The following is a 26,274-nucleotide window of genomic DNA, read 5'->3' as shown; positions in this document are numbered from 1 at the left end:
CGGGGCGCAGGTCATGAAAAGCTGAAAGCTAAGCCTGCTGGCTTAGCCTTTGTGCTCTTCGATATACTTGGTCGCATCGCCGACGGTGGTGATCTTCTCAGCCGCATCGTCGGGAATTTCAACGCCGAATTCTTCTTCGAACGCCATGACCAGCTCGACGATGTCGAGGCTGTCAGCGCCCAGATCATCGATGAAGCTTGCTTCCTGGGTGACCTTGTCGGCCTCGACGCCGAGATGCTCGACGACAATCTTCTGCACGCGGTCGGCAGTATCGCTCATTCTTTTCCCTCTCAATCTTAGGGGTTTGATAGTTGGCCATCGCCCTAGTCAACGCCGCAGCGCAGCGCAAGGGCAACTCGTCTCCTTACGCGAACCCATTAGCGCTTTCGGCCATTGAGTGAACAGTAACCAAATCCAAAAGGGAAGTAAATTCAATGGCTACCACAACTTTCAAAAGCCTCACCGACACCACCTTCGATTCGGTCGAAGGCTACCGCCAGGCAGGCGAAAAAGCCGATAGCCTCCAGCTCAAGCAGGCGCTGCAGCAGCGCGCAAGTCAGCGCGAAGCGACACTGCGTCAGATGAATGCGGAACTTGAACGCCAGGGCGACGAGCTGGTGACCAAGGGCACCATGACCGGCGAAGCACACCAGATGTGGCAGAGCATCAGCACCGCATTCGAAAGCAATGACGAAGCTGCTGCGGAACGTGTCGAAGAAGGCGAAGACTACATCAAGGGCAAGTTCGAAAAGGCGCTCAACAGCGACCAGCTCGAAGCGCAGGAACGCGCCGTGGTACAGCAGTGCTACGCAGAAATCTGTGAAGGCGAACGCTTCGGCGACATCGTCGAGAATCAATACGACTAATTACCGAGTAGTCGTCTGAAGGAGGGCGCGGAGTTTCGGCTCCGCGCCCTTTTTCATGTTATTTATCGTCGCTACGCTCGGGCGTATCCCGATCGGTGGCGGTGCCGTTCATGTCGGTTTCTTCTCCCGACTTCGCGTTCTTCTGCGCTTCGATCGCGCCGGGCGACAGGCGCACGTGCACATCGCGCAGCTGGTTCGGGGACACGAGGCTGGGGGCGCCCATCATCAAGTCCTGCGCCTTCTGGTTGAGCGGGAAGGCGATGACTTCGCGAATGTTCGGCTCGTCCGCCAGCAACATCACGATGCGGTCGATGCCCGGTGCCGAGCCGCCATGCGGCGGTGCCCCCAGCTTGAACGCCTCGATCATGCCGCTGAAGTTCGCATCGACATCTTCCTGGCTGTAACCGGCGATCTCGAACGCCTTGTACATGATGTCCGGGCGGTGGTTACGAATGGCGCCCGAAGACAGCTCGTACCCGTTGCAGACGATGTCATACTGCCATGCCAGGATATCGAGCGGATCTTTGGTCTCCAGCGCTTCCATCTCGCCCTGCGGCATGGAGAACGGGTTATGGCTGAAATCGACCTTCTTGGCGTCTTCGTCATACTCGAACATCGGGAAATCGACGATCCAGCAGAACTTGAAGCAGCCTTCCTCGATCAGGCCCAGTTCCTCTGCCACGCGGGTACGTGCGGCACCGGCCAGCTTGGCGGCTTCCTTTTCCTTGCCCGCGGCAAAGAACAGGCCGTCGTTTTCGCCCAGGCCCAGTTCGGCATAGAGCTTTTCCATGCCTTCGGTGCCGTGGTTCTTGGCGATCGGGCCGCCGAATTCGCCGCCCTTGCGGGTGACATAGCCGAGGCCGGCGAAGCCTTCGCGGCGCGCCCAATCGTTCATCTCGTCGAAGAACTTGCGGCTCTTTTCATGGGTGTTCGGAGCCGGGACCACGCGCACGCGGCCACCGCCGCCCACGATCTTCTCGAACAGGCCGAAGCCCGATTTCTCGAAGTGGTCGGTGACGTCCGAAATGATCAGCGGGTTGCGCAGATCGGGCTTGTCGCTGCCGTATTTCAGCATCGCTTCGGCATAGGGAATGCGCGGGAATTCACCGGCGGGAGTCACGGTCTTGCCGCCCGAAAATTCCTCGAACACGCCGGCCAGCACGGGTTCGATCGCCTGGAAGACATCTTCCTGCGTCACGAAGCTCATCTCGAAGTCGAGCTGGTAGAATTCGGGGCTGCGGTCAGCGCGCAGGTCTTCATCGCGGAAGCAGGGCGCTATCTGGAAATAGCGGTCGAAACCGGCGACCATCAGCAGCTGCTTGAACATCTGCGGCGCCTGCGGCAGCGCGTAGAAGCGGCCCGGGTGCAGGCGGCTGGGCACCAGATAGTCGCGCGCGCCTTCGGGGCTGGATGCGCCGAGGATCGGGGTCTGAAATTCGTTGAAGCCCTGCGCGATCATGCGCTGGCGGAGCGAGGAAATGACCTTGCTGCGCAGCATGATATTCGCATGCACGCGCTCACGCCGCAGGTCGACGAACCGGTATTTGAGGCGCGTTTCTTCCGGATAGTCTTCCGCCTGGTTGACGATCAGCGGCAGGTCTTCGGCGCGGCTCTGGATTTCCACTTCGCGGGCGAAAACCTCGATCTCGCCGGTGGGCAGGTTCTTGTTGACCGCTACCTCGTCGCGCGCCTTTACCGTGCCGTCGATGGTGACGACCGATTCCAGCTTCAGCTTTTCCAGCACCGGCAGCGCGGGGCTGTCGCTATCGGCAACGATCTGGGTGATGCCGTAATGATCGCGCAGGTCGACGAACAGAACGCCGCCATGGTCGCGCTTGTTATGCACCCAGCCCGACAGGCGAACGGTGTCGCCGACATTGTCCTTGGTCAGCTGTGCGCAGGTGTGGGTACGATAGGCGTGCATCTGGAATTCTTTCCAATTTAGGATGTATGGCGCTAAGGGCGCGGGCGTGGCGGCTCCTTAACTCGGAATCGCGCGCGCTAACAGGGCACCAGCGGGCTTTTGTCAAGGTTCGCACGCGGTGCGGGAGCGGTACTCCGCTCGATAGACAGAAATGATACGATGAAAATACACGATCTAATTACCGACACCGACACTCTTGCCGATCTGTGCGAGCGCCTGGCGAAGAGCGATTTCGTCACCGTCGACACCGAATTCATGCGCGAAAACACCTATTGGCCGGAACTGTGCCTGGTGCAGATCGCCAATGAGGAAGAAGCCGCGGCGATCGATCCGCTGGCCGAGGATATCGACCTTACCCCGCTGTGGGACCTTTTGTGCGAGAACGAGGATGTCCTCAAGGTTTTCCACGCCGGCGGGCAGGATGTCGAAATCGTCTACAATTTCACCGGCAAGACGCCCCACCCCATCTTCGACACCCAGATCGCGATGATGGCGATCAGCCAGAACGAACAGATCGGCTATGCCAATCTGGTCGAAAGCTGGCTCGGCATCACGGTCGACAAAGGCGCGCGCTTCACCGACTGGAGCCGCCGCCCGCTGACCGATCGCCAGATCGAATATGCCATCGGCGACGTGACCCACCTGTCCGATATCTTCCCCAAGATCCTCGCCAAGCTGATCAAGACCGGGCGCGGCGGTTGGCTCGATGCGGAAATGGAAAAGCTCGCCGATCCGGCGAACTACGCCAACGATCTGGAAATCGCCTGGAAACGCATCCGGTCGCCGGGCCGCAATCCCACCGTGCTCGGGCGGCTGAAGGGCTTGGCCGCATGGCGCGAGACGGAAGCGCAGCACAAGAATATCCCGCGCGGCCGCATTATGCGCGATGAAACGCTGGCCGATATCGCCAGCCATCCGCCCAAGAAACAGGCCGACCTTACCAAAGTGCGCGGGCTGTCGAATGCGTGGAAAGACAATGACATCGGCAAGCGTCTGATGAAAGTGCTCGAAAAGGCCGAACCGCTGCCGAAGGACGAAATGCCCGACAAGCCCAAGCGCGGCGCGCCGCTGGGCAAGGAAGGCGCGCTGGTGGCCGATCTGCTCAAGCTGCTGCTCAAGATCCGCGCACGCGAGATCGACGTGGCCTCGCGCCTGCTCACGCGGGCGGACGAGATGGAAGCGCTCGCCGCCGGGGTTCGCAAGCTGCCGATCCTCGAAGGCTGGCGTTATGAAGTCTTCGGCAAGGACGCGCTCGAACTGGTCGAGGGCCGGCTGGCCTTCGCGGTGAAGGATGGCCGCCTTCTGATGACCCATACTGACGATGTGCGCGCGGACATGATCGCGGCTCAGGACGAAGTGATCACCGGCGACGAGGTCGAAGCCGGGTAATCCCCCACCCCGTTCGTGCTGAGCCTGTCGAAGCACCGTCTTTTTCTTTGAAAGGCACCTCGAAAGTGAAGTGCAGCCCTTCGACAAGCTCAGGGCGAACGGTTAAGGGCGTAGCATAATGTCAACTTACCTCCCCACCCTCAAGCAGCTGCAATATCTCGTCGCCCTGCACGAGCATGGCCATTTCGGCCGCGCTGCCGATGCCAGCTTCGTGTCGCAATCGACGCTTTCGGCAGGCATTCGCGAGCTTGAATCGCTGCTGGGCGTGACGCTGGTCGAACGCAGCCGCCGGGTGGTCAGGTTCACCGCACTGGGTAATCAGGTGGTCGACAAGGCCCACCGCGTGCTGCGCGAGACTGAAGAACTGGCCGATCTGGTCCAGGCCGCAGGCAAGCCGCTGGCGGGGCAGTTGCGTATGAGCGTGATCCCCACCATCGCGCCCTTCATGCTGCCGCGCTTCCTGCCGCGCCTGCGCCGGGAACGTCCCGATCTCGAACTCTTCCTGCGCGAGGAAACCAGCCATGACGCGGTGGAATCGCTGCAGCACGGCCGGGTGGATTGCGTGCTGCTCGCCCTCCCCTTCAGCACCGGCGAGGTGGAAAAGGCGCATATCGCCGACGATCCGCTCTATGTCGCCTTCCCCAAGGACGATCCGCGCGATCCGCCCGCAGTGGTCACCGCCGACATGATCGACGAAGGCCGCCTGCTGCTGCTGGAAGACGGGCACTGCCTGAAAGACCACGCGCTGGCCGCCTGCAACCGCCCGGAACTGCGCGGTTCGACCACCATGATCGGCACCAGCCTGCACACGCTGGTGCAAATGGTCGACAACGGCCTCGGCCTCACCATGCTGCCCGAAATGGCGGTGGACGCCGGTATCCTCAACGGCACCGAAGTCGTCGCGCGCCCGCTGAAATCCAGCCTCGCCAGCCGAGAAATCGCGCTGATCTGGCGCAAGAACTCCCCCCGGCGGGATGATTTCGAATTGCTTGCCGAGGAATTGCGCGCAGGCTGAGCGAGCGGCTTGCGATCAGACCCGCTCGTCCTGCCGCAAGGTCAGCACTTCCACGCCATCGGCGGTTACTGCCACGGTATGTTCGAACTGCGCGGATAGCTTTCCGTCCTTCGTAACCACGGTCCACCCGTCATCCAGCGTTTGCGTGTGCCGGCTGCCCAGATTGACCATCGGTTCGATCGTGAACGTCATGCCTTCGCGCAGCCGCACGCCGCGCCCCGGTTTTCCATGATTGAGCACTTGCGGATCCTCGTGCATCTCGCGCCCGATCCCGTGGCCGCAATATTCGCGCACCACCGAACAGCCGTTCTTCTTGGCGTGTTTCTCGATCGCGAAGCCCACGTCGCCCAGGTGCCCGCCCGGTCGGACCTGCCGGATGCCCGCCCACATGGCCTCCTGCGCGATCCTGACGATCCGCCGCGCCTGCGCAGACGCATTGCCGATCATGTAGGTCTTGCTGGAATCGGCGATGAAACCGTCCTTCTCCAGCGTGATGTCCAGATTGATGATATCTCCGTCCTGCACCACCCTGCTCGCTGAAGGGACGCCGTGGCAGACCTCCTCGTTAATCGAGCAGTTCAGCACATAGGCGAAGCCATATTGCCCCTTGCTGGCAGGCCGCGATTGCAGATCCTCGCGAATGAACCGCTCTACCAGATCGTTGATTTCCATCGTCGACATGCCTTGCAGGTCGAGCCCATCGAGCATCTCGAAGACCGACGCCAGCAAGCGCCCGGAGGCGCGCATCAGGGCGATTTCGTCAGGTGTCTTGACCATATCAGGCCGCCGCGCGGACAGCGCTCTCATCCTCGCTGGCCAGCGCGAGCTGCTGCGATACGATCTCGTTGAAAGACAGCGTGGGATTGGCTTCCGCCAGCCGCCCGATCTTCATCCAGAATTCGGCCTGTGCATTGATCGACCGGCACATAACCGCACTGGCAGCCCGCACCTGCTCATGCAGCTCTTCATTGATTTTAACGAGGCCCATGGGGGATTCCTGAATATATGAAACGTTTATGTGCCATAGACATTTCATTCTGCAAAAGTCAAAGGCTCTTCCTCAGTGAGGACAATCCAATCGGGATAGTGAAGTCCAGACTTGACCATTCGCAGCCCAGCAGATAGTGAAGCCGAAACTTCACCAAGGAGCCTGGCGATGAGCTTGACCCACGATACCTTCGAGATTCGGAAGACATACAGCGCTTCACCAAGCGCAATTTTCGGCGCCTTTGCCTTTCAGGACCGCAAAAGCCGATGGTACGCCGCCAGCCCTTCGCATGAACCATTGTCCTACAGCTTCGATTTCAGGCCGGGCGGCGAAGAAAGGCTGACAGCCCGAATGTTGCCAGGCACGCCGATTGCCGGCCAGGAATTATGCTGGATCTCGACCTATGCGGAGATTGTCGAGAATGAACGAATTGTGTTCTTCCAGACGCTCGATGTCGATCAGGCTCGGGTGTCGGCGGCAGTCGTGACGGTGAAGATCGCTCCCAAGGAAGGTGAAACGGAAGTGGTGCTGACCCATCAGGCGGTCTATATGGAAGGCGCCGATGGCCCGGCGATGCGCCGGATGGGGTGGGAGTACCTGCTGGATGCGATGGCAAGCAGCACGGGCACGGTATGAATTCCATTGGCCCGCGCATCATAGATCCAACCAAGGCTGACGCGTTGTTTCACGCTTTGGGTGACGCGAACCGCAGACGGATGGTGGGCCTGCTCTCGGACCATCCTGCGACCATCTCTGAACTTTCCGCTTTTCTCGACATCAGCAAGACGGCGGTCGGCCAGCACCTTGCAGTTCTCGAGAAGGCTAGCCTCGCACGCTCCAGCAAGGTCGGTAGAACCCGTACCTGCCAGCTCGACCCCGCGGGCCTTGTCGCCCTGCAGGATTGGATCAACTTTCACCGCCGGGAATGGGAAGCGCGTCTCGAACGCCTTGGAGATCTGTTCGGCGAGGCAAATTCGCAATGAAAAGCGGTAGTTTTAAACCAAGTAGCCCTCTCCAGACCCGAATTTCGAAAATGACAAGGAACTGCTGAAATGGCTGAACGCCGCTACATTATCGACGTACCTGGGGTGCCGAAATCACCCTCGCCCATCTCGAACGCCGTGGTCGTCGGCAAGACCTGCCACATCTCCGGGCAATTGGCGGTTTATGACGATGGCTATCGGGCTGGCAGCGCGCGGGAAGAAGCGGCCCGCGCATTCGAACTGGTGTTTGCGATCGCTCGCGAAGCCGGCTTTGCGAGCGATGAAATCGTCTACGTAGACCTCGCCTTTGCGGACCTCGACGACCTGCCCGAGGTCAACGCGCTTTATGCAGAGCTGTTTACGCATCCCCCCGCCCGGACGATTTACGAGGCGGCCCGCCTGCCTTTTGGCGCGAAGGTGAAAGTTCAGGCCGTCGCGATGAAGGATTGAAATATGCGCGGTTCTTGGGCGGCCCCATCGTCGCCGCAGAACCCGTTTTCCTACACGCCGGTTTTCTGCCAGCCATCAGACCATGCTGGCCGCGCTCGCCCCGACAAAAAATTTCACTGCTGCTGACGGGACCAGACCGGCCGAATTTCACCGCAAGCGGAAGTTGACACCAGTTGCGCCTGAAATTCGCCGCCAGCCGCAGAACATCGTGCTTGCCGGGAAAGGAGAACTTTTTGCAAAACCCCCTGTCGGTGTCACACGGTCAGTCCATGTGCTTGAGGCCGACTCGCAGATAGTCCCAGCCGGTTACCACTGTCATCACCGCTGCCGCCCACAGGGTGATCAGGCCGACGGTGTGCGGTATATTCGCATCGACCGTGCCGATCATCACGTTCCAGCCGGGCAGGCCCTGCCCCAGGATCAGCGAGCCGAGCGCGAGCAACTGGAAGGTCGTCTTCCATTTCGCCAGCCGGCTGACGGGCACGGAGACCTGCAGGCCGCCGAGGAATTCGCGCAGGCCCGACACGGCGATCTCGCGCATCAGGATGATCAGCCCGGCAATGACATGCGCATCGCCCACATAGGGACCGCGCAGCACGCCCTGTGCCGCCAGCACCAGGATGACCGCGGCGACCATGATCTTGTCCGCGATCGGATCGAGGAAGATGCCCAGCTTCGAAACCGTGCCGCTGGTGCGCGCCAGATAGCCGTCGAAATAGTCGGTAATGCCCATGGCGCAGTACAGCGCGAAGGCCATCAGATAGCCGCTGGCCCAGCCCGGCCACCACAGCAGGAAGGCAAGGAGGGGAATCGCAACGATACGCGACAGGGTGAGAATGTTGGGCAAATTCAGCATCGGGCCCCTCCCCTAACCGCAAACGTCTTACCGCAAAAGAAACAATGCAGGCTTGTCCGCTGCGACGATGTCTCTACGAAGGGGGCGAAACGGAAGGGTTCTTCCCGGGGGTTCATGTTCACAAGCACACATTTGCTGCGGTCCCGGCGGTTCTTGCCGCTGTTTGTGACCCAGCTGTTCAATGCCTTCAACGACAATCTGTACAAGACCGCGATGGTCCTGTTCGTGGTCTACCAGATCTACGAATCGGAAGAGGCGGAAGGCATGTTCTCCGCCGTCGCTTCGGGCCTGTTCATCCTGCCCTTCTTCGTCCTGTCCGCATTGGCTGGGCAGTTGGCGGACATGCGCGACAAGGCGGTGATCATCCGGCGGGTGAAAGCCTTCGAGATCCTGCTGATGCTGATCGGGGCAAGCGGCCTCTATCTGGCCTGGCGCGGCTACGATCTGCCGGTGAACATCCTCGGCATCGAGACCACCTTCCCGATCATCCTGATGCTGCTGGCGCTGTTCATGACCGGCATCCAGTCGACCTTCCTTGGGCCGATCAAATACGCGATCCTGCCGCAGCATCTGAAACGCGAGGAAGTGCTCGCCGGCACCGGGCTGGTCGAGGCGGGCACCTATATCGCCATCCTTGCAGGCACGATCCTGGCCGGCTGGATCCCGGTTGAAGCCGCCGCGGTGGGCATCATCATCACTTCGATCGCCGGCTATCTCGTCAGCCGCCAGGTCCCCACCGCCCCTGCACAGGGAGAGGTCGAGGAACTGGACTGGCACATCCTGCGCGCGTCGAACCGGTTGATCCGCGAAACGATGCACAACCGCGAGATCTACTTCGCCATCCTTGCCATCAGCTTCTTCTGGACCATCGGCGCGGTGCTGTTCATCCAGTTCCCCCCGCTGGCCAAGAACGTGCTCATGGCCAGCAAGGAAGTGGCCAGCCTGTTCCTGGTAGTCTTCTCGATCGGCGTGGCCATCGGATCGGTTGCCGTGGGCGCCTTGCTCAAAGGCGAGGTATCGGCCCGCTATGCGCCGCAATCGGTGCTCGCCATGGGGGCTTTCGTCGTGGCCTTCTATGCAGTGTGCAAGGTGTGGGAAACGGACCAGCCTACAGAATTGCTGAACATCGCCGGTTTCCTCGCCTGGCCGATGGCCAGCCTGATCCTGCTATGCCTACTGGGCGTGGCGATCGCGGGGGGGATGTTCGTGGTGCCGCTCTACGCGTTTCTGACCACCCGCGCCTCGCCGGAAAAGGCATCGCGCACGATCGCGGCGAACAACATCGTCAATTCGGGGGCGATGGTGGGCGGATCCTTGCTGGCGATGGGGATGAGCGCGGCGGGCGTGCCGATCGTGGAGCAGGTGCTGATCAGCGCCGCCATGTGCGTGTTCTCGGCATGGCTGGGCCGCAAGCTGCTGCTGGCCGAAAGGGAAGCGGCGGCGGCGGTCGCCGTCTAGACGATGAAGGCGAGCACGGCCGCGAGCGAAGCGAAATACGTCGTCGCGACACCGCGAACGTCGCTCGCCGTAAGTCGCCAGTCGAAACTGGACGGCTGGGCCAGATCGGCAAACAATGGCCGGCGATGGGGGATCAGGGTCCGCATCCAATGGCGGGAGCCTTCACTCGAGAGGACCAGGGAGCGTCTCATAACATGGGCTTTAACGCTTTCTTAACCATTGGTTTCCGCACAAATGTGCAGCATCCCGAACTGGGACAGCTTTCGCCCACCGATCTGAGGGGTGGGTGGCATGGCACAGGCGATTGCGCGGCAGGCGCGGCGGGGCTAACCGCAGCAGCATGACCAAGCGCCCTACCCCCGCCGCCGCAAAGCTCCTCGTCGACTGCCTGATCGAGCAGGGATGCGAACGCATCTTCACCGTGCCGGGCGAAAGCTTCCTTCAGGTCTTGGATGCGCTGGGAAAGCAGGAAACCATCGATCTGGTCACCTGCCGACAGGAAGGCGGCGTCGCGATGATGGCCTGCGCCGATGGCGCGATGACGCAGCGCCCAGGCGTGGCTTTCGTCACCCGCGGGCCGGGCGCCACCAATGCCAGCATCGGTGTCCACGTCGCCATGCAGGATTCGCAGCCGATGATCCTGTTCGTGGGCGATGTGGATAGCGAGATGCGCGACCGTGAGGGCTTTCAGGAAGTCGACTTTGCCGCGTTCTTCGGGCCGATCGCGAAATGGGCTGCGCGGATCGACAGCGCCGATCGCATTCCCGAATATGTCGCGCGGGCCTATGCCACGGCAATTTCGGGCCGCCCCGGTCCTGTCGTGCTGGCTTTGCCGGAAGACATGCTTAGCAGGGATACAGACGCCAAGCCGCGGCCGCGCGTCGAACGGCCTGCCCAGGCGCCGTGCCCAGACGCGATGCAGGCGATGATGGCTCTGATCGGAGACGCGGCTTCACCCGTCGCCATTATTGGCGGCGCAGGCTGGAATGCAAAGGCGCGCGAGTATTTCCAGCTGTTCGCGGAGCGGTTGGGCATTCCCGTTGCCACAGCCTTCCGCCGACAGGATGCGATTTCTCCCTCCAGCAGCGTATATGCGGGCAACCTTGGCTACGGCCCCAACCCCAAGCTGGTCAAGCGCGTCAAAGACGCCGATCTCGTCATTGCCGTGGGCGCTAGGCTGGGTGAAGCCACCACCGACGGTTACACGGTACCGCCCCTCACGGCGGACGACCGGAAGCTAATCCATGTGCATCCGGACGCCACGGAGCTCAACAGCGTCTATCCCGCCGATCTAGCGATTTGCGCCGACATGGCCGAATTCGCCGAGAGCGTAGCTCTCTGGGACGAAGGAGATGCGATCGATTTCGATGCAGGGGCGGAGGCGCATGCGGAATGGGAGGACTGGGCCACCGCCCATCCGGCAGACTTTGCGCTGGATATGGGCCAGTGCGTCCAGTTCATGCGCGATACTCTTCCGCCCGACACGATCGTCTGCAACGGAGCCGGAAACTTCGCCGGCTGGTGGCACCGCTATTGGCGCTATGACGGCTTTCCAACCCAGCTCGCACCGACATGCGGCGCGATGGGCTACGGAGTGCCTGCGGCCGTCGCTGCCGCCCTGCGCTATCCCCAGCGCACGGTCGTTGCGGTAGCAGGGGATGGCGACTTCATGATGAATGGCCAGGAACTGGCCACCGCAGTCCAGCACGGTGCCAATCTGATCGTGCTAATCGTCGACAATTCGGCTTACGGCACTATCCGCATGCATCAGGAACGAGAGTTTCCTGGCGAAGATCGGATCAGCGGAACAAAGCTTGCCAATCCTGACTTTGCCACACTTGCGGCGGCCTATGGTGGATGGTCCGCCACGGCTTCAACAACCGAGGAGTTCAAGGATGCGCTGGTTGCGGCGCAAGGTAGATCCGGGCTTCGTCTCGTCCACTGCAAAATCGAGATCGAGCAGCTGGCCGCCAGCGGCGCAACTATCAGCGGGTTGCGCAAGAAGTAGAAAGCGAAAAAGGCCGCCTCCCGTTTGGGAGACGACCTTTTCTCGCTGCTTAGTAAGAGCGCTCGATTAGACGTCGTTGCCGAGCTTGCCTTCGACTTCGCCCTTGAACTGCTGGGCTTCGCCCTTTGCTTCTTGGCGCTTGCCTTCACGATCCAGCTTAGGATTGTTGGTGGCGTCCGCTACAGCCTGCTTGGTGTTGCCAGCGGCTTCGTTGGCGTTACCTTTTGCCTTTTCGGTCAGTTCACCCATGGTTCGTCTCCTTAATTTCAGACGCCGATCATCGGCGCGTCTATAATCAAGAAACGGTAGCCCCGGTGTTTACGTTCCTGGCTATGCGACCAGCCGAACGTTTGAAGCGACGAGATTAAATGCCTGCCATTTCGAGTATTATTGACCACTCGGAAGGCTTTATTTCAGCAACGGAGAGCCGAGATAGTTTCACCAGCTCGCAATCAGCAAGCTGAGGCTCTGCCTTGATCTGCTTGAGGGAGACGGGATGGGGCAGTTTTGTCTTCGGCACGATCTTTACCGCCGCCCATTTGCCTTCTGGATCGGTCGGATCGGTGATCCCTGCTACGCTCACTTCGCAAATGCCGACGATCTCCAGTCCCTCGCGGGAGTGATAGAAGAAAGCCTGATCGCCGACCTCCATCGCCGCGAGATTGTTCTTTGCACGATGGTTACGCACACCGTCCCACGTCCCCTCCTTTTCGGCGACCAGGTCATCCCAGCTGTATTTGAACGGTTCCGACTTCATCAGCCAATATCGTGCCATGCGAATTTTCTCTCGTGATTGCGATCTGGTTCGGCACGTAGCGGGCCCAATCACCCTTTTCCACCGTGCGCGCCCGTGATCATCCGGATTAACCGGTTTTTAGGCAGAACAATCCTACCAGTGCGGTGCCGACTCATCGGGGATCAACTTGGCGAAATATTTCAATCCGGACCGCAAGAACAGGGATCAGAACTCCGCCATCAAGAGCGGCGGCAATCTCGTTTCTTTGATAATTGCCCTTTCCGCGATCGCGATTTTCGTGGCCTCCGCAGGCTCCGTATTGCCGGAAATCGTGCGCTCGGGCCACTTGCAGCCGACGGGGTCGGAATTTCTGCTCACCAATGCTCTTCTGCTTAACATCGCCCTGATCCTGCTTGGATGGGACAGATACAAGGCATTGAGCACGGAGCTTGAACTACGCAGGCAGTCGGAAGAGGAAGCTCGGCGTCAGGCCGACATGGACGATTTGACGGCCTGCCTCAATCGCCGCAGCTTCGTCTGTAAAATGGAGGCTTGGCTTCAGCAGGAATCCCCCAAGCAAGAACTCGCAACGATCGCCATCGACATCGACAATTTCAAGCAGGTGAACGACCTCAATGGGCACGCCGCTGGGGACAGCGTCCTGAGAGAAGTTTCTGCGCGCATTTCGGCGTTGCTTCCCGAAGGCTCTTATATCGCCAGACTGGGAGGCGACGAGTTCATCTGCGCTGTGCCTTTCATCGGCTCCGCCGATAATCGGCTCAACCCTGTATTGGGTCGCATGGTAGAGACGGTCGCCCGTCCAGTTCTTTACAAGGACGCTGCCATCGAAATCTCAGTGTCGATCGGCGTTGCAACATCGCTCCAAGCGACGGAGAGCGAGGTAGACCTTCGCGCGCAGAGCATGATGCATAAGGCGGATATCGCCATGTATCACGCCAAGAAGCACGGAAAGAACCGTTATTGCTGGTTTGAAGGTTCGATGGAAAACGACCTTCGGTTCCGCAATGAACTCGAAGCCGGGATCAGGCGGGGCATTCAGAAAGGTGAGTTTGTCCCCTATTACGAACAGCAGGTCGATCTGGATTCAGGCGAAATCGTCGGTTTCGAAATGCTGGCGAGGTGGGAATCGCCTGAGATGGGTTTGATCGGCCCTGACATTTTCATTCCGATTGCCGAAGAAATCGGAGTTATATCCCAAATGTCGGAAGGGCTCATCGTCGCTGCATTCGAAGATGCAAAGAAGTGGCATCCATCGATCACTCTTTCGGTAAACATTTCGCCGGTGCAGATGCGTGATCCCTGGTTTGCCCAGAAAATCCTTAAATTGTTGCTCGAGCATCGCTTCCCGGCTCATCGCCTCGAAATCGAGATCACGGAAACCTGCCTGCATGAGAATATCGGCATGGTGCGTTCAATGATCACTTCGCTGCGCAACCAGGGAGTGCGGGTCAGCCTCGATGATTTCGGCACAGGATATGCCAGCATTTCGCAGCTTCGCAGCCTGCCCTTCGATCGCCTTAAGATCGATCGCAGCTTCATCGGTGAACTGAAAACTGAAGAGCATGGCGATCAACTCGTTAATGCCATCGTCTCGATGAGCAACGGATTGAAGTTGCCCATTACCGCAGAAGGCATCGAAAATGCCGAAGTGCTTGCCGCCCTCAAGCAATGGGGCAGCATGAAGGGCCAAGGCTATCACTATGGTCGCCCCGAACCAGCAAGCAAGGTATTGGAACGCTTGGCGGCGTGCGGGCGCCTCGCAGATTTAGCTCCCGAGCAATCGGATCAACTGGTTCGAGCCGAATTGGACAGCGCGGGCGAACAGGTCCGCGAAAGCGGCATTCGCGCCGGCTGAGGCTGGACCTGATCCTTATCACCACGTAGATGCGCGCAATCATGCGCGTCCCTTTCATCAAGATGCACGGTCTCGGCAACGACTTCGTCGTGTTGGATACGCGCGAGCAGAACCTACCGGATTTGACGCAAACGACAGCTTCGGCGCTTGCCGACCGAAATACTGGTATTGGCTGCGACCAGTTGGTTTTACTCGAACATAGCACCCAAGCCGATTTCCGCATGCGCATCTTCAACGCCGACGGCAGCGAGGTGGGCGCCTGCGGGAATGCAACGCGTGCTGTCACCCTGCTGCACGGCAAGGAAGCGCGCATTGAAACAGAGGGCCGCATTCTAGTCGCTTCGCCGATCGATGGCGGGGCGAGCGTGGATATGGGCAAACCACGTTTCGAATGGGACGCAATCCCGCTCGCCTATCCCATGGACACCCTCTCCATGCCAGTAGCCTGGGGGCCTCTAACCGAGCCCGGAGCTGTAAGCGTGGGCAATCCGCACGTGATTGCGTTCGTCGATGATTGCGATAGCGTTCATTTGGATGATCTCGGACCCGAAATAGAAACCGATCCGCTTTTTCCAGAACGCGTCAACGTCAATGTCGCAACGATTGAAAATCGCACACGCATCCGCTTGCGCGTGTGGGAACGCGGCGCAGGTCTGACCCGCGCCTGCGGCACCGGGGCCTGCGCGACTGCGGTTCACGCAATACGTCGTAAACTCGTCGATGCTTCAGTTACAGTTGCTCTCCCGGGTGGGGATTTGCAGATCGAATGGCAAACAGTGGAGACGATCCGCATGACCGGCCCCGCAAACGAGAGTTTCCGCGGCACTTTCGAATGGGGAGACTACGCATGAATGCGCCCCAGAAGCCGCCGGAAGTCGTTACGCTAGGTTGCCGTCTAAACCTTTCGGAAAGCGAGCGCATTCGCGCCATGCTGACCGGAGAAGAGAACCTTGTCGTGATCAACAGTTGCGCCGTAACAAGCGAGGCGGTGCGTCAAACTCGGCAGGCAATTCGCAAGGCACGCAAGACCAACCCTGACGCTCGGCTACTTGTGACCGGTTGCGCAGCCGATATCGAACGTGAGCAACTTGGTGCGATGCCTGAAGTCGATGGCCTCATTGCCAATGAAGCGAAAATGGATCCGCGCGCATGGAACGTGCCCGCAAAAGAAGCACCCTCTACTACGCTTCATACCCGCGCTTTTGTGGCCGTCCAGAATGGCTGCGACCATGTCTGTACCTTCTGCGTCATACCACAAGGTCGGGGAAAAAGTCGCTCCCTCACCATTGCGGAGGTGTTGCGTGAAATCGAGATTCATCTCGATGCAGGCGCCGCTGAGGTCGTGCTCACGGGTGTGGATGTCACGTCGTGGGGTCAGGATCTACCCGCCAATCCAAAGCTGGGCTCTTTGGTGAGTTCGGTACTCCACGCATTCCCTACCCTTACACGGCTCCGTATGTCCTCCATCGACGGTATCGAGGTCGACGATGAGCTTTTCGAATTATTCTCGGGCGAGCGCCGGATCATGCCGCATATCCACCTGTCCCTGCAGCATGGCCACGATCTCATTCTCAAACGGATGAAGCGTCGGCATAGTCGTGCCGATGCTCTCGATCTGGTTTGCCGCCTGAAAGCGCGTCGATCAAACATTGCCGTGGGCGCGGATCTCATCGCTGGTTTTCCGACCGAGACAGAGGAACACCACGAAGCCAACCTCTCTATCGTTCGTGACCTCGATATCGTTCACGGTCACATCTTCCCCTACTCTCCTCGGCCCGGCACTCCGGCTTCGCGAATGCCTCAAATCGAACGCTCGATCATCAAACGGCGCGCCGCTGATCTGCGTGTCCAAGTCGCCAAGTTGCGTGCTGACTGGGCGGCGACGCTGGTAGAAAAACCACTCGAAGTCCTCGCAGAAGCTGACGGGACAGGCTATTCACCCGAATTCGCCCGCGTAAAGCTGCCTCAAGGTACATCACGCGGCTCTATCGTCACCGTGACGCCCAAGACACTCGAGGACAATCTCCTGTCATGAGCAAACCCAGCTGGACCGAGCGCCTGTTCGGTGGCTTCAAGAAAACCTCTGACCGCCTAAGTGAAAATCTCACCGAAGCGGTTAGCAAGGCAAAGCTCGACGATTCAACGCTCGACGATGTCGAAGATGCGCTGATCATGTCGGATCTCGGACCAAGCGCTGCGGCCCGTATCCGTGAGCGCCTGAAAGAAAAACGGTTCGGGCTGGAAATTAGCGCGGATGAGCTGAAACAGGCGGTGGCGGACGAAATTGCGGCCATACTGCGCCCTGTTGCTAAGCCTCTAGAAATCACTGCGTTTCCGCGGCCACAGGTATTGCTGGTGATCGGTGTCAACGGCAGCGGCAAGACGACGACGATTGCCAAGCTGGCACATCTTTTCGTCGAAGACGATTACAATGTCATGCTCGCCGCAGGCGATACCTTTCGGGCAGCCGCTATCGGGCAGCTCCAGACTTGGGCAGACCGTGTAGGTGTGCCGATTGTACGCGGACCCGAAGGGGGCGACCCGGCGAGCATCGTATTCGATGCTGTCAAGAAAGGGACCGAAATCGGCACCGATGTCCTGATAGTCGATACTGCAGGGCGTCTGCAGAACAAGCGCGAACTGATGGACGAATTGGCGAAAATCCGAAAAGTGCTCGGTCGCCTCAATCCCGAGGCACCGCATGATGTTGTTCTGGTGCTCGATGCGACCAACGGCCAGAACGCTCTCTCGCAGATCGACGTCTTCAAGGAAGTTGCTGGGGTCACCGGGCTTGTAATGACCAAGCTGGACGGCACAGCTCGAGGCGGTGTGCTGGTTCAGGCCGCGGAAAAATACGGTCTTCCGATCCACGCCATTGGGGTGGGAGAAAAAATCGACGATCTTCGCCCCTTCGATCCCAATTTGGTCGCTCGCGTGATCGCTGGAATTGCATAAGTTCCGGCCCGTTCGTCAGCGATGCGGTTGAGAGATCACCTGGATCGCTCAACGCGAATATACATAGAAGCTGCGACGCTGGGCCTGCGCCAATAATGGATCAAAAAGTATGACGAAGAATGAGACCGAAATCACGACGGAAAAAAAGCCCACTGGATGGCTTCACACCTTAGTCGATTACGGCCCGCTTCTGGTCTTTTTGGGTGTATACAAGTTTTCCCAGCCGCCGGCAGATTCCACGTTCGGAGAAATAGCGGCCGTGATTTACGGCACGATTGCGTTCATGGTCGCTGCCGTGTTGGCCTTGGCATTCAGCAAATGGAAATTCGGGAAAGTCAGCCCGATGCTAATTCTGTCGACCACGCTCATTGTAGGCTTCGGCGCGCTCACCATTTGGCTGCGGGACGAACGGTTCATACAGTTCAAGCCGACGGCCATTTACTTACTCTTCGGCAGCGTCCTGATCGTAGGCTGGCTGAGAGGACGCGCCTGGCTTCAGGTTCTGCTCGAAGCCGCTTTCGAAGGTGTCACGCAAAAAGGGTGGCTGAAACTGTCCCGCAACTGGGGGTTCTTCTTTCTTTTCCTCGCCGTGTTGAACGAAATCATGGTGCGGAGCATGAGCTTTGAGAACTGGCTCTGGGCCAAGATCTGGGTCTTCCTGCCACTTACCTTTCTGTTCACCTTCTCGCAGATCCCCATGCTTCTGAGGCATGGACTAGCGCTGGACGATACAGACGAGGTTTTGAAGGATGAGCCGCCAGTAGGCTGACGTTTCCGATGCCAATAGCGATCGAAATGAATCCCGCAGCCGAAGTGCTTCGAGCGTTAAGCACCGGGATCGTCAACTTCAATCGTAGCACGATTTCCGATCTCGAACCTGTCGAGGCCGAAGTCCGTTTCCATGTCATCGCAACTGATGATGACGAAAAGCTAATTGGCGGGGTTAGGGCTGCGTGTTACTGGAACACCTTGCACATCGAACTACTCTGGCTGTCCGAGACCGCTAGAGGACAAGGCTCCGGTAGACAGCCAAAACCCTTATACGAGAAAAACGGCTATGTCTTGATGGGCACTCTAGAAGGACGTCCCAAGGGCCATGCCTCGCATTATCTCACGAAATCTTTAATGTGAAATCACGCCTGATTGTCGGCGGCCTCTAATTTCTCTACGCGAACTTTCTCGCGCTCCTCGGCTACACCGCGAGCATGCTCTGCCAGGCCACGCCAAGTCTTTTCCGAACGCAAAGCACGATCGCGAACGTTATCCAGGATTGCGCCGGCGGCTTCTTCAGCTGCCTGATCTGCGCGGGCTATGCAAAAAGCATAGCTTTGTGTGTTTGCCATTACATGGCTCCACGAATTGGGCGTCGTCCGCCCGGTCGATTAGACGCGGACGGACGACTAGTCAGGATCAATCGGCAGCCGAAAGGTTTACGGCGCTTTCCTTGCCATTACGGCCCTGCTCAACTTCGTAGTTGAGGCGCTGTTCCTTATCCAGCGTCTGCATTCCAGCAGCCTGTACTGCCGAAATGTGAACGAAGCTGTCTGCAGAGCCATCGTCCGGCTGAATGAAGCCGTAACCTTTGTCGGTGTTGAAGAACTTAACTGTTCCGGTCTTGCTCATGTTTGGTTCCTTTCAAGAACGCGTGAAGTTGCCCCGCGGCAACATACCGCAGGGTCGTGCGTAAAATCGTCCGATGAAAGGAAGTCAGCGTCTGGTTTACGCCGGGGCCGATAAGGGCAAGCGGCGGTCGTCAAATAACCGAAGTCCGTCGCAAATTTCGACGTCAGCAATATTGCGTTAGCATGGCTGCGAGGATTTACCTAACGAATATGCCGTAGTTAGATTGCTCTAACTCTAGATCTCGACTTGGCTTCCAAGTTCCACGACACGATTGGTTGGTAACCGGAAGAAATCCATCGCGGTCGCGGCGTTTCGCAACATCCAGGCGAAAATCTTCTCGCGCCAAATAGGCATACCGGGGTTGCTGCTAGGCAACAGCGTCTGACGGCTGAGGAAAAAGCTGGTGTGCATCATGTCGAACTCGCCGCCACAACGCTCCATTTCCTTTAAACCCTGAGGAACATTGGTTTCCTGCATAAAGCCATAATGCAGGACCGCACGATAGAACCCATCACCAATGTCATGGATCTCGCAGCGTTCGTTCGCATCTACGTAGGGTGCATCAGCGATAAGAACTGTGAGAATGATGACACGCTCATGCAGCACTTTGTTGTGCTTGATATTGTGAAGGAGCGCGGACGGTACTCCTGCTGTCTGGCTCGCCATGAAAATTGCCGTACCCGGGACACGGGCGGCCGAATTCTTGGCGCTTTTTGCGAAGATCTCGATGGGAAGTGCGGTTTCATGCATGCGTTCCCGCATGAGTTTGCGTCCGCGCGCCCACGTCGTCAGCAGTGTGAAGGCCACCAGCCCGACGACGAGCGGGAACCAGCCCCCTTCCGGTATCTTGGCCAAATTCGCCGCAAAGTACGCCCCGTCAACGATCAAGAAGAAAAGTACTACTGGAGCGGCGACCCACCATTTCCATTTCCACACGCCCACGAACAGCACACCCATGAGAAGTGTATCGATCGTAACGGCGCCAGTAACGGCGATCCCGTAGGCACTGGCGAGATTAGAGGAGTTCTGGAAGGTCAGAACAAGGATAATGACCGCTACCATCAGCGCCCAGTTTATGACCGGGATGTAAATCTGACCGCTTTCGGTCTCGCTGGTATGGCGGATAGTCATACGGGGCATAAAACCCAGCTGCATCGCCTGATGAGTAATGCTGAATGCGCCCGATATCACTGCCTGACTGGCAATGAATGTCGCCAACGTCGCAAGAATGACAAGCGGAAGGCGGTATTCTTCACTCGCCAAGAGGAAGAAGGGATTGCGCACCACTTCCGCCGCCTGTTCCGGGGGCAATCCGGCAATCATTGCGCCCTGACCGAAGTAATTCAGCAGGAGACAGGGCATGACGAAGCCGAACCACGAAAGCCGCATCGGGCCGCGGCCGAAATGTCCCATGTCTGAATAGAGAGCTTCCGAGCCGGTTACTGCCAGAACCACAGCGCCCAAAGCCAGAAAAGCTATAACCCCGTCGGAGATGAAGAATTGTACAGCATACCAAGGGTTCAACGCCCACAGGATATCCGGGTTCTGCCAGATCTGGTTCGCACCCAGCAAAGCGATGGTGGCGAAATACACGATCATGACAGGTGCGAAAAGCGCCCCCACCTTGGCAGTACCTCGGCTTTGAAGAACGAAAAGAAATACCAGCAAAACCAAAGCTATTGGAATGACGAGCGAGCCCAGCCCCGGATTTACGACGGTCAGGCCTTCGACCGCCGAAAGTACGGAGATCGCCGGGGTGATCATACTATCGCCATAGAATAGCGAGGTAGCGAAAACTCCGAGCAGCACGACCAGCCAACCATATTGAGACCGGCCTATATGGCGGCTCAGCAAGGCGACGAGAGCAAGACTACCGCCCTGCCCCTTGTTATCGGCGCGCATGAGAATGGTAACGTACTGGATCGAGACGACAATTAGCATCGACCAGAAGATTAGGCTGACGACACCAAGGACGTGCATCCGGTCAATGGCGATATTGGCTGCCCCGGCGAAAGTCTCTCTAAACGCATAGAGCGGACTGGTCCCGATATCACCGAAAACAATACCGATCGCACCAAAGGCAAGTGCAGCCTTTGATGCTCCATGGCCATTGCCATGACTATTGTCGCCGCCACGGTCGGGCTGCGAAATCGGCGCGAGGGCCTCGGTCATATAATGGGTTTTACCTGCCGCATTGCGTCAACCTTGTAGGAACGGAAGCCACGCTCCCGCACAAGGTGGCGGCGATTAGCAGCAAGGATGATGCGGAGCAACATGCTGCTCGCAAAGCCTAGTTTTCTGGCGTTTCAGGGTTAGATGTTTGCAAGAGACCCTCAAGCCTTAGAAGGCGCAGGGCAAGCGACTCGCGCCACGGGGCCTCTGCAGGAGCTAGCTCAATGGCTTCGCGCCATAGGTCCTGTGTCCGTTCGATTTCCCCAGACCTTAGCCAGGCGAGGCCCAAAAAATAGCGCGGGCCGCCGTTCTCCTCGTCCAGGACCTGTGCGCGTTCGAAAGCTTCAAGTGCGGCGGGAGTCAGTCGGCCTTCGGCATGTTCAACCAAGGAAATACCTAAAGCCAACCACGCTTCGCGATCCTTCGGAGACTCTTCGACAGCATTGCGATAAAATCCCGAAGCAGCCTCGAAATCGCCGCGCCGGACATAACTGTCCCCAGTAACAATCCAGCGAGACGGGAATTGAGAGGTGTCAAAAAACTCTCGACGCGCCTCTACGAGCAATTCGCCATCGACGTCATCCGCCGCCTGGGCCTGACCCGGTGAAGCAGGCTGATCTGGAGAGCCCTGTAGTGCGTAGCCGGCCAAGCCAAACAGAAGCGTAGCGCCTAAGACGGTCCAACCTCCCCTGCCCACTCGCAACAAGAGTGTGGCTACCAAAAAGGAGCCGGCGGCCAGCACAATTACGGCAATCCAGCTCACGAACGTCTCCGAAACCTGCGACTGAACAACAGCAAGGCGATCACAACCAGCAAGGCGGGGATCGCGAACAACGGCCAGGTGGTAGCGCTCATCACCGGCTCATAGCTCACATAGTCGCCATAGCGATCCATGAGCCAGCGCCGGATGGCTTCGGGCTCCTCGCCTGCCGCAATGCGGATGCGGACTTGATGACGCATGTCTCCTGCCATGGAAGCATCGCTGTCGGCAATCGATTGAGACTGGCACTTCAGACAGCGCAGCGTCTCCATCAATTCCTGCGCTGATGCTTCCAGTGCTGGATTGTCTAGCTGACGATAGGCGTATGGAGCTGGTGGCACGTCTTCTTGCGCGGCGAGCGGCATCGCGAGGACGACAAGGAAAACACTTAGCGCGAGTCTCATCGCCCAGCTTTCCGCAGTTCGTCCAGCAATAAGGGCACGTGTTCTGCACGAATGTCACCCATATGCTGGTAGGTAATCCTGCCCTGTCCATCGACGACGAAGGTTTCCGGGACCCCTGAGGATCCGATCCCGAGCTGCACTTCGGAAAGGTCGTCGCGACCGATGCGGCTGTAGGGGTTTCCATGCTGGCTCAGGAAACGCGCCACATCCTCCGGCTTGTCACGGATCGCGACACCAATGATCTCCGCTCCTTGCTTCTCCAGTTGTTCCAACTGGGGGGCCTCCGCAATGCAGGGCAAGCACCAACTGGCCCAGATGTTGAGCAATTTCGGACTGCCCTCTTGGAAGTTTGTGTTAGCAGCACCGGGACGATCGCCCACCGCAGGAGGCAGATCGAAATAGGGCAATTCCTCGCCAATCATAGCGCTCTTGACGAAATCATCGCGCGGTTGGGTCAGTTGATAAGCCGCAAGTCCCAGGAATGCGAAAAAGACCAGAAACGGTAACCAGAGGCGCCAGCTCATAGCAACGCCTCCTCTTCGCGCCGACGCGCAGCAATCTTTCGCTGTGCGATCCGCCGCTTGAGATCGGTACGAACCCGGCCCACGAGCGCGACAGCACCGCCTAACGCAATCAGAAGCCCGCCATACCAGATGAAGGTGACGAAGGGTTTCCACCACAAGCGCACTTGCCAGCGTCCGTCGAGGCCCTCGCCCCCCATCACTGCGTAAAGTTGGCCATTCCACCGCGTGACTAGGACGCTCTCCGTTGTCTGCTGCGGCGGCGCCCAGAAATTGCGGGACTGAGGCTGTATCTCGACCGCGGAGCCTTCCTTATAAGACGCCTGAAGGCGGCCCGACAGCGCAGTCCAGTTCGGTCCTGCGATCGGCTCGACGGCGTCGAGACGTATCTGCCACGGGCCCACAGAAGTTTGTTGCCCTTCGGCCAGCGCTGCCAGGCGTTCTTCGGAGAAGGCACTTTCGCTCGCCATTCCGAACAGTGATACGGCGATACCGAAATGCGCTATAACCATACCCCATGTCGCCAACGGGACGCGGGTTAATCTGCGACCTTTCAACGGCAGGAAACTGGCAATGCCCAATGCCAGTGCGAAGGAGAGCCCAAGTAGGGGCAAGAGCGCCATCCCAAAAACTCCCGCCAGCAGGATGACTGCCGCAACTGCCAGCGCTGCAGTCAAGGCAAGCTCCCGTGACACACGCACCCACCGGTCGCGGCGCCACCGTAATAAGGGCCCTACGGCCATCACCGCCAGCATGGGAAAGAGGAAAATGGCACTGACCGGATTGAAGTAGGGCGGCCCGACAGAAACTCGGATGTCGAACGCTTCGGTCAAGAGCGGGTAAAGCGTCCCAAGAAGGACCACAGCGAGTATCGCGCTGAGCATGACATTATTGACCACCAGCGCCCCTTCCCGGCTGGCGACCGAGAAGCGTTCGCCCTCGCTGATCGAACCGGCCCGCAGGGCGAATAGCAACAGCGCACCGCCGATATACAGTGCCAGAAGGAAGAGAATGAAGCTTCCACGCTCCGGATCGACGGCGAAGGCGTGCACACTGGTGAGAATGCCCGAACGTACCAGGAATGTGCCGAGCATCGACATGGAAAAGGCCACCACGCCCAGCATGATGGTCCAAACCCGCAATGCATCTCGGCTGGCAAGGACACTGGCAGAATGGAGCAGTGCGGTCGCCGCCAGCCACGGCATCAGGCTGGCATTTTCGACCGGATCCCAGAACCAGTAGCCACCCCATCCAAGCTCATAATAGGCCCAGTAACTGCCAGCAGCGATACCGAGCGTCAAAAAGGTCCAAGCGCCAAGAATCCAGGGCCTCATCGCACGGGCAAAATCTGGCGTAACCTGCTTGGTCACGAGCGCCCCCACGGCGAAACTGAACGCCACCGAAAGGCCTACATAGCCAAAATACAGCGTCGGCGGATGAAGCGCGAGACCGATATCCTGCAGCAAGGGATTGAGCCCCAACCCTTCCAAGGCAGGCTGAGCGAGCCGTTCAAAGGGGTTCGAGCTAAGCAGAAGAAATGCATAAAAGCCGAGCGCCACGAAGCCTTGCGCTGCAAGTGTCGCTTGCATTGTGCGTTCGGGCAAGCGTCTCTCTACGGCAGCAATCAGACCGCCAGCGAGCGCCATTACGGTAACCCACAATAGCATCGAGCCTTCATGGTTACCCCACGCGCCCGACAGCTTGAAAATAAGCGGCTTCATCGTATGCGAGTTCATCGCCACCAACTTCACTGAAAGATCGGTAATGGCGAAAACCCACAACAGCGCGCCGAATGCTATAGCCACTAGGCCGCCCTGCAAAATCGCAGCTGGACGAGTCAGCCCGGCGATTTCGCTATCGGTCCCGCTCCAGACAGAGAGTGCGCCGGCAGAAAGCTGGAGAACGGCTAGTGCTGCTGCAAGCCAGAGTGCCGCGAGGCCGATTTCGCCAATCATTTCAGGCCGACCGTAGTATCTTCTGCCATCTCCGCGGCTTGATGCTCGCTCATCCCCTCCAGTTCACGCGGAACATAATTCTCGTCATGCTTTGCAAGAAGATTATCCGCAACAAAGATACCGCTCCCATCGAGCCGTCCCTCTGCCACGACACCCGAACCTTCGACGAAGAGGTCCGGCAGAATACCGGCATACCGCACCGGAATGCGAGAATTCTCGCGGCCCGTCACCGCAAACGTAACGGTGATTCCATCAGCGAGTTTTTGCAATGAACCGGCTTCGACCATTCCGCCAAGCCGAACAGCCTGCCCAGCCTGTGGAGGATTGGCGACCATCTGTTCGGGCAGATAAAAATAGCTCGCCTGATTGCGAAGCGCGTAGACCGCCAGAAGCGCAGCGCCGATCAATGCGACCAGAGCCAGCACGACCAGAACAAGGCGCTGATGCTTTGCTTTCATTTGCCTCGCCTCGATCCCGAGCGGACTTTTTCGCGCCTGGCTTCAGCGCGTTTCATGGCGAACCAGCTCCACAATATCATCGCAAGTGTCCCAGCCACGCCGATGGCATAGGCTGCGTACACGAAGGTCCACTGATCCAACGCCTCGCGCATCAATCGGCCTCCATCGCTCGTCGGCGCAGGCGGGCTTCGGCTTGCATGTCAGCCAGAATGGCACGCATGCGTGCCAGCACGACACCTGCAAAGATCATCGAAAATCCGACGACAGCGGCCAGCAAGGGCGCGAGAAAGACCCCGTCTATCGCGCTTTTGCCCATCGTGATACTCGGCGGCTGGTGAAGCGAATTCCACCACACCACACTACGATTGATAATTGGAATATTGATCGCGCCTAAGAGCCCAAAGATGGCGGGAATGCGTGCCGACACTCCCTCCCGCTCGGCTGCCTGCCCCAGGGCGATATAGGCTATGTAAAGGAAAGCCAGGACAAGCATCGAGGTCAATCTTCCGTCCCAGACCCACCAGGTCCCCCATGTCGGCCTTCCCCAGATCGATCCCGTAACGAGACAGATCAGCGTGAAGGCCAGACCCGGCACCGCAGCTCCGCGCGCAGCAATAGCAGCAAGCGGGTGTCGCCAGACAAGGTAAACGAGGCTGGAAATCGCTATCGCTGTCCAGCCACCCATACCGAGCCAGGCAGTCGGCACATGAATGAATATAATACGGACAGTCTCGCCCATCAAGCGATCCGGAGGAACCTGTGTAAAGCCCCAGGCAAGTGCCGCCGCAGTCAACACGACGCCTCCCACCAGCAAGACTGGGGTCAGCCAGCCTGCCAGGGAGAGGAAGCGTTTGGGATTAGCGAAGCCATGCATGGT

At 58.8% G+C, this 26,274-nt stretch carries 31 protein-coding genes; 14 read left to right on the top strand and 17 right to left on the bottom strand.

All coding sequences use genetic code 11. The features are described 5' to 3' along the window. Nucleotides 1–42 precede the first annotated feature (42 nt). Nucleotides 43–279: an acyl carrier protein gene (locus ACYQ0G_RS01165; RefSeq protein ID WP_006834437.1), complete on the bottom strand. Its 237-nt coding sequence runs from the start codon at nt 277–279 to the stop codon at nt 43–45. Between the two features lie 155 nt (nt 280–434). Between ACYQ0G_RS01165 and ACYQ0G_RS01160 the strand changes: the two genes are divergently transcribed. Continuing rightward, nucleotides 435–866, top strand: coding sequence for a ferritin-like domain-containing protein (locus tag ACYQ0G_RS01160; RefSeq protein WP_460098432.1), 432 nt, complete (start codon nt 435–437; stop codon nt 864–866). A gap of 58 nt (nt 867–924) precedes the next feature. On the opposite strand, the gene aspS is transcribed toward ACYQ0G_RS01160, so the two are convergent. After that, nucleotides 925–2,790: an aspartate--tRNA ligase gene (gene aspS, locus ACYQ0G_RS01155; protein WP_460098431.1), complete on the bottom strand. Its 1,866-nt coding sequence runs from the start codon at nt 2,788–2,790 to the stop codon at nt 925–927. Between the two features lie 159 nt (nt 2,791–2,949). On the opposite strand from aspS, the gene rnd reads away from it, so the two are divergent. Next, the gene (rnd, locus tag ACYQ0G_RS01150; protein ID WP_460098430.1) at nt 2,950–4,179 is read left to right on the top strand and encodes a ribonuclease D; all 1,230 of its coding nucleotides are present in this window, start codon (nt 2,950–2,952) and stop codon (nt 4,177–4,179) included. Nucleotides 4,180–4,297: 118 nt separating this feature from the next. Beyond that, nucleotides 4,298–5,194 carry a hydrogen peroxide-inducible genes activator gene (locus ACYQ0G_RS01145; RefSeq protein WP_460098428.1) on the top strand — a complete coding sequence of 299 codons (897 nt, stop codon included), beginning with the start codon at nt 4,298–4,300 and terminating at the stop codon, nt 5,192–5,194. Between the two features lie 15 nt (nt 5,195–5,209). Here the strand turns inward: ACYQ0G_RS01145 and map are convergent, their stop codons facing one another. Together map and ACYQ0G_RS01135 are read right to left on the bottom strand one after the other, a co-directional pair. Then, nucleotides 5,210–5,971 (bottom strand): type I methionyl aminopeptidase, encoded by a 762-nt coding sequence (gene map / locus ACYQ0G_RS01140; protein ID WP_460098426.1) that lies wholly within the window; start codon nt 5,969–5,971, stop codon nt 5,210–5,212. 1 nt (nt 5,972) lies between these two features. Further along, on the bottom strand, nt 5,973–6,182 hold the full coding sequence (locus ACYQ0G_RS01135) for a ParD-like family protein (protein WP_460098424.1): 210 nt from the start codon (nt 6,180–6,182) through the stop codon (nt 5,973–5,975). A 168-nt stretch (nt 6,183–6,350) separates the two neighbouring features. Between ACYQ0G_RS01135 and ACYQ0G_RS01130 the strand changes: the two genes are divergently transcribed. The 3 genes from ACYQ0G_RS01130 (at nt 6,351) to ACYQ0G_RS01120 (ending at nt 7,615) form a co-directional block, all read left to right on the top strand. Continuing rightward, the gene (locus tag ACYQ0G_RS01130) at nt 6,351–6,818 is read left to right on the top strand and encodes an SRPBCC domain-containing protein (protein ID WP_460098422.1); all 468 of its coding nucleotides are present in this window, start codon (nt 6,351–6,353) and stop codon (nt 6,816–6,818) included. Further along, nucleotides 6,815–7,165: an ArsR/SmtB family transcription factor gene (locus tag ACYQ0G_RS01125; RefSeq protein WP_460098421.1), complete on the top strand. Its 351-nt coding sequence runs from the start codon at nt 6,815–6,817 to the stop codon at nt 7,163–7,165. The genes ACYQ0G_RS01130 and ACYQ0G_RS01125 overlap by 4 nt, the downstream gene beginning before the upstream one ends. 69 nt (nt 7,166–7,234) lie before the next feature. Next, the gene (locus tag ACYQ0G_RS01120) at nt 7,235–7,615 is read left to right on the top strand and encodes a RidA family protein (protein WP_460098419.1); all 381 of its coding nucleotides are present in this window, start codon (nt 7,235–7,237) and stop codon (nt 7,613–7,615) included. A gap of 262 nt (nt 7,616–7,877) precedes the next feature. On the opposite strand, the gene pgsA is transcribed toward ACYQ0G_RS01120, so the two are convergent. Beyond that, complete coding sequence (pgsA, locus tag ACYQ0G_RS01115) at nt 7,878–8,471, bottom strand: CDP-diacylglycerol--glycerol-3-phosphate 3-phosphatidyltransferase (protein ID WP_460098418.1); 594 nt, start codon at nt 8,469–8,471, stop codon at nt 7,878–7,880. A gap of 114 nt (nt 8,472–8,585) precedes the next feature. Here pgsA and ACYQ0G_RS01110 point away from each other — a divergent pair, with 114 nt between their 5' ends. After that, on the top strand, nt 8,586–9,929 hold the full coding sequence (locus ACYQ0G_RS01110) for an MFS transporter (RefSeq protein ID WP_460098416.1): 1,344 nt from the start codon (nt 8,586–8,588) through the stop codon (nt 9,927–9,929). Here ACYQ0G_RS01110 and ACYQ0G_RS01105 read toward each other — a convergent pair. Beyond that, entirely contained in the window at nt 9,926–10,075 is a 150-nt protein-coding gene (locus tag ACYQ0G_RS01105) for a hypothetical protein (RefSeq protein WP_460098415.1), read from the bottom strand. The genes ACYQ0G_RS01110 and ACYQ0G_RS01105 overlap by 4 nt on opposite strands. Nucleotides 10,076–10,269: 194 nt before the next feature. On the opposite strand from ACYQ0G_RS01105, the gene ACYQ0G_RS01100 reads away from it, so the two are divergent. Then, a complete protein-coding gene (locus ACYQ0G_RS01100; protein ID WP_460098413.1) occupies nt 10,270–11,937 on the top strand; it encodes a thiamine pyrophosphate-binding protein in 1,668 nt (555 codons plus the stop codon). 66 nt (nt 11,938–12,003) lie between these two features. Here ACYQ0G_RS01100 and ACYQ0G_RS01095 read toward each other — a convergent pair whose 3' ends face one another. Both ACYQ0G_RS01095 and ACYQ0G_RS01090 read right to left on the bottom strand, forming a co-directional pair. Next, nucleotides 12,004–12,186, bottom strand: coding sequence for a CsbD family protein (locus ACYQ0G_RS01095; protein WP_460098412.1), 183 nt, complete (start codon nt 12,184–12,186; stop codon nt 12,004–12,006). Nucleotides 12,187–12,301: 115 nt separating this feature from the next. After that, complete coding sequence (locus tag ACYQ0G_RS01090) at nt 12,302–12,712, bottom strand: EVE domain-containing protein (protein ID WP_460098411.1); 411 nt, start codon at nt 12,710–12,712, stop codon at nt 12,302–12,304. Between the two features lie 148 nt (nt 12,713–12,860). On the opposite strand from ACYQ0G_RS01090, the gene ACYQ0G_RS01085 reads away from it, so the two are divergent. The 6 genes from ACYQ0G_RS01085 (at nt 12,861) to ACYQ0G_RS01060 (ending at nt 18,635) form a co-directional block, all read left to right on the top strand. After that, nucleotides 12,861–14,549: a putative bifunctional diguanylate cyclase/phosphodiesterase gene (locus ACYQ0G_RS01085; protein ID WP_460098409.1), complete on the top strand. Its 1,689-nt coding sequence runs from the start codon at nt 12,861–12,863 to the stop codon at nt 14,547–14,549. Between the two features lie 41 nt (nt 14,550–14,590). Continuing rightward, nucleotides 14,591–15,400 (top strand): diaminopimelate epimerase, encoded by an 810-nt coding sequence (gene dapF / locus ACYQ0G_RS01080; protein ID WP_460098407.1) that lies wholly within the window; start codon nt 14,591–14,593, stop codon nt 15,398–15,400. Continuing rightward, on the top strand, nt 15,397–16,584 hold the full coding sequence (locus ACYQ0G_RS01075; RefSeq protein WP_460098405.1) for a MiaB/RimO family radical SAM methylthiotransferase: 1,188 nt from the start codon (nt 15,397–15,399) through the stop codon (nt 16,582–16,584). The genes dapF and ACYQ0G_RS01075 overlap by 4 nt, the downstream gene beginning before the upstream one ends. After that, nucleotides 16,581–17,504: a signal recognition particle-docking protein FtsY gene (ftsY, locus tag ACYQ0G_RS01070; protein ID WP_460098403.1), complete on the top strand. Its 924-nt coding sequence runs from the start codon at nt 16,581–16,583 to the stop codon at nt 17,502–17,504. Before ACYQ0G_RS01075 ends, ftsY begins: the two co-directional genes overlap by 4 nt. A 109-nt stretch (nt 17,505–17,613) precedes the next feature. After that, nucleotides 17,614–18,273, top strand: a complete 660-nt coding sequence (locus ACYQ0G_RS01065; protein WP_460098401.1) for an inner membrane-spanning protein YciB — start codon at nt 17,614–17,616, stop codon at nt 18,271–18,273. A 26-nt stretch (nt 18,274–18,299) separates the two neighbouring features. Continuing rightward, nucleotides 18,300–18,635 carry a GNAT family N-acetyltransferase gene (locus ACYQ0G_RS01060; RefSeq protein WP_460098399.1) on the top strand — a complete coding sequence of 112 codons (336 nt, stop codon included), beginning with the start codon at nt 18,300–18,302 and terminating at the stop codon, nt 18,633–18,635. 2 nt (nt 18,636–18,637) lie between these two features. Here the strand turns inward: ACYQ0G_RS01060 and ACYQ0G_RS01055 are convergent, their stop codons facing one another. From ACYQ0G_RS01055 to ccmC, 9 genes are all read right to left on the bottom strand, one after another. After that, nucleotides 18,638–18,847, bottom strand: coding sequence for a hypothetical protein (locus ACYQ0G_RS01055; protein ID WP_460098397.1), 210 nt, complete (start codon nt 18,845–18,847; stop codon nt 18,638–18,640). A 67-nt stretch (nt 18,848–18,914) separates the two neighbouring features. Then, nucleotides 18,915–19,127, bottom strand: coding sequence for a cold-shock protein (locus ACYQ0G_RS01050; protein WP_460098395.1), 213 nt, complete (start codon nt 19,125–19,127; stop codon nt 18,915–18,917). Nucleotides 19,128–19,361: 234 nt separating this feature from the next. Beyond that, the gene (locus ACYQ0G_RS01045; RefSeq protein WP_460098394.1) at nt 19,362–21,299 is read right to left on the bottom strand and encodes a potassium transporter Kup; all 1,938 of its coding nucleotides are present in this window, start codon (nt 21,297–21,299) and stop codon (nt 19,362–19,364) included. Between the two features lie 118 nt (nt 21,300–21,417). Continuing rightward, the gene (locus ACYQ0G_RS01040; protein ID WP_460098393.1) at nt 21,418–22,062 is read right to left on the bottom strand and encodes a tetratricopeptide repeat protein; all 645 of its coding nucleotides are present in this window, start codon (nt 22,060–22,062) and stop codon (nt 21,418–21,420) included. Then, a complete protein-coding gene (locus ACYQ0G_RS01035) occupies nt 22,059–22,463 on the bottom strand; it encodes a cytochrome c-type biogenesis protein (protein ID WP_460098391.1) in 405 nt (134 codons plus the stop codon). The genes ACYQ0G_RS01040 and ACYQ0G_RS01035 overlap by 4 nt, the downstream gene beginning before the upstream one ends. Then, nucleotides 22,460–22,987 (bottom strand): DsbE family thiol:disulfide interchange protein, encoded by a 528-nt coding sequence (locus tag ACYQ0G_RS01030; RefSeq protein WP_460098389.1) that lies wholly within the window; start codon nt 22,985–22,987, stop codon nt 22,460–22,462. The genes ACYQ0G_RS01035 and ACYQ0G_RS01030 overlap by 4 nt, the downstream gene beginning before the upstream one ends. Beyond that, nucleotides 22,984–24,939: a heme lyase CcmF/NrfE family subunit gene (locus tag ACYQ0G_RS01025; RefSeq protein ID WP_460098387.1), complete on the bottom strand. Its 1,956-nt coding sequence runs from the start codon at nt 24,937–24,939 to the stop codon at nt 22,984–22,986. Before ACYQ0G_RS01025 ends, ACYQ0G_RS01030 begins: the two co-directional genes overlap by 4 nt. Beyond that, nucleotides 24,936–25,397, bottom strand: coding sequence for a cytochrome c maturation protein CcmE (gene ccmE, locus ACYQ0G_RS01020; RefSeq protein ID WP_460098385.1), 462 nt, complete (start codon nt 25,395–25,397; stop codon nt 24,936–24,938). The genes ACYQ0G_RS01025 and ccmE overlap by 4 nt, the downstream gene beginning before the upstream one ends. A 151-nt stretch (nt 25,398–25,548) precedes the next feature. After that, nucleotides 25,549–26,271 carry a heme ABC transporter permease CcmC gene (gene ccmC, locus ACYQ0G_RS01015; RefSeq protein ID WP_460098384.1) on the bottom strand — a complete coding sequence of 241 codons (723 nt, stop codon included), beginning with the start codon at nt 26,269–26,271 and terminating at the stop codon, nt 25,549–25,551. Nucleotides 26,272–26,274: the final 3 nt, after the last annotated feature.

This window comes from Qipengyuania triglochinis (assembly GCF_054655615.1).
Note: the sequence above shows the minus strand (reverse complement) of the source record. Positions and strands in the feature narration are given on the sequence as shown.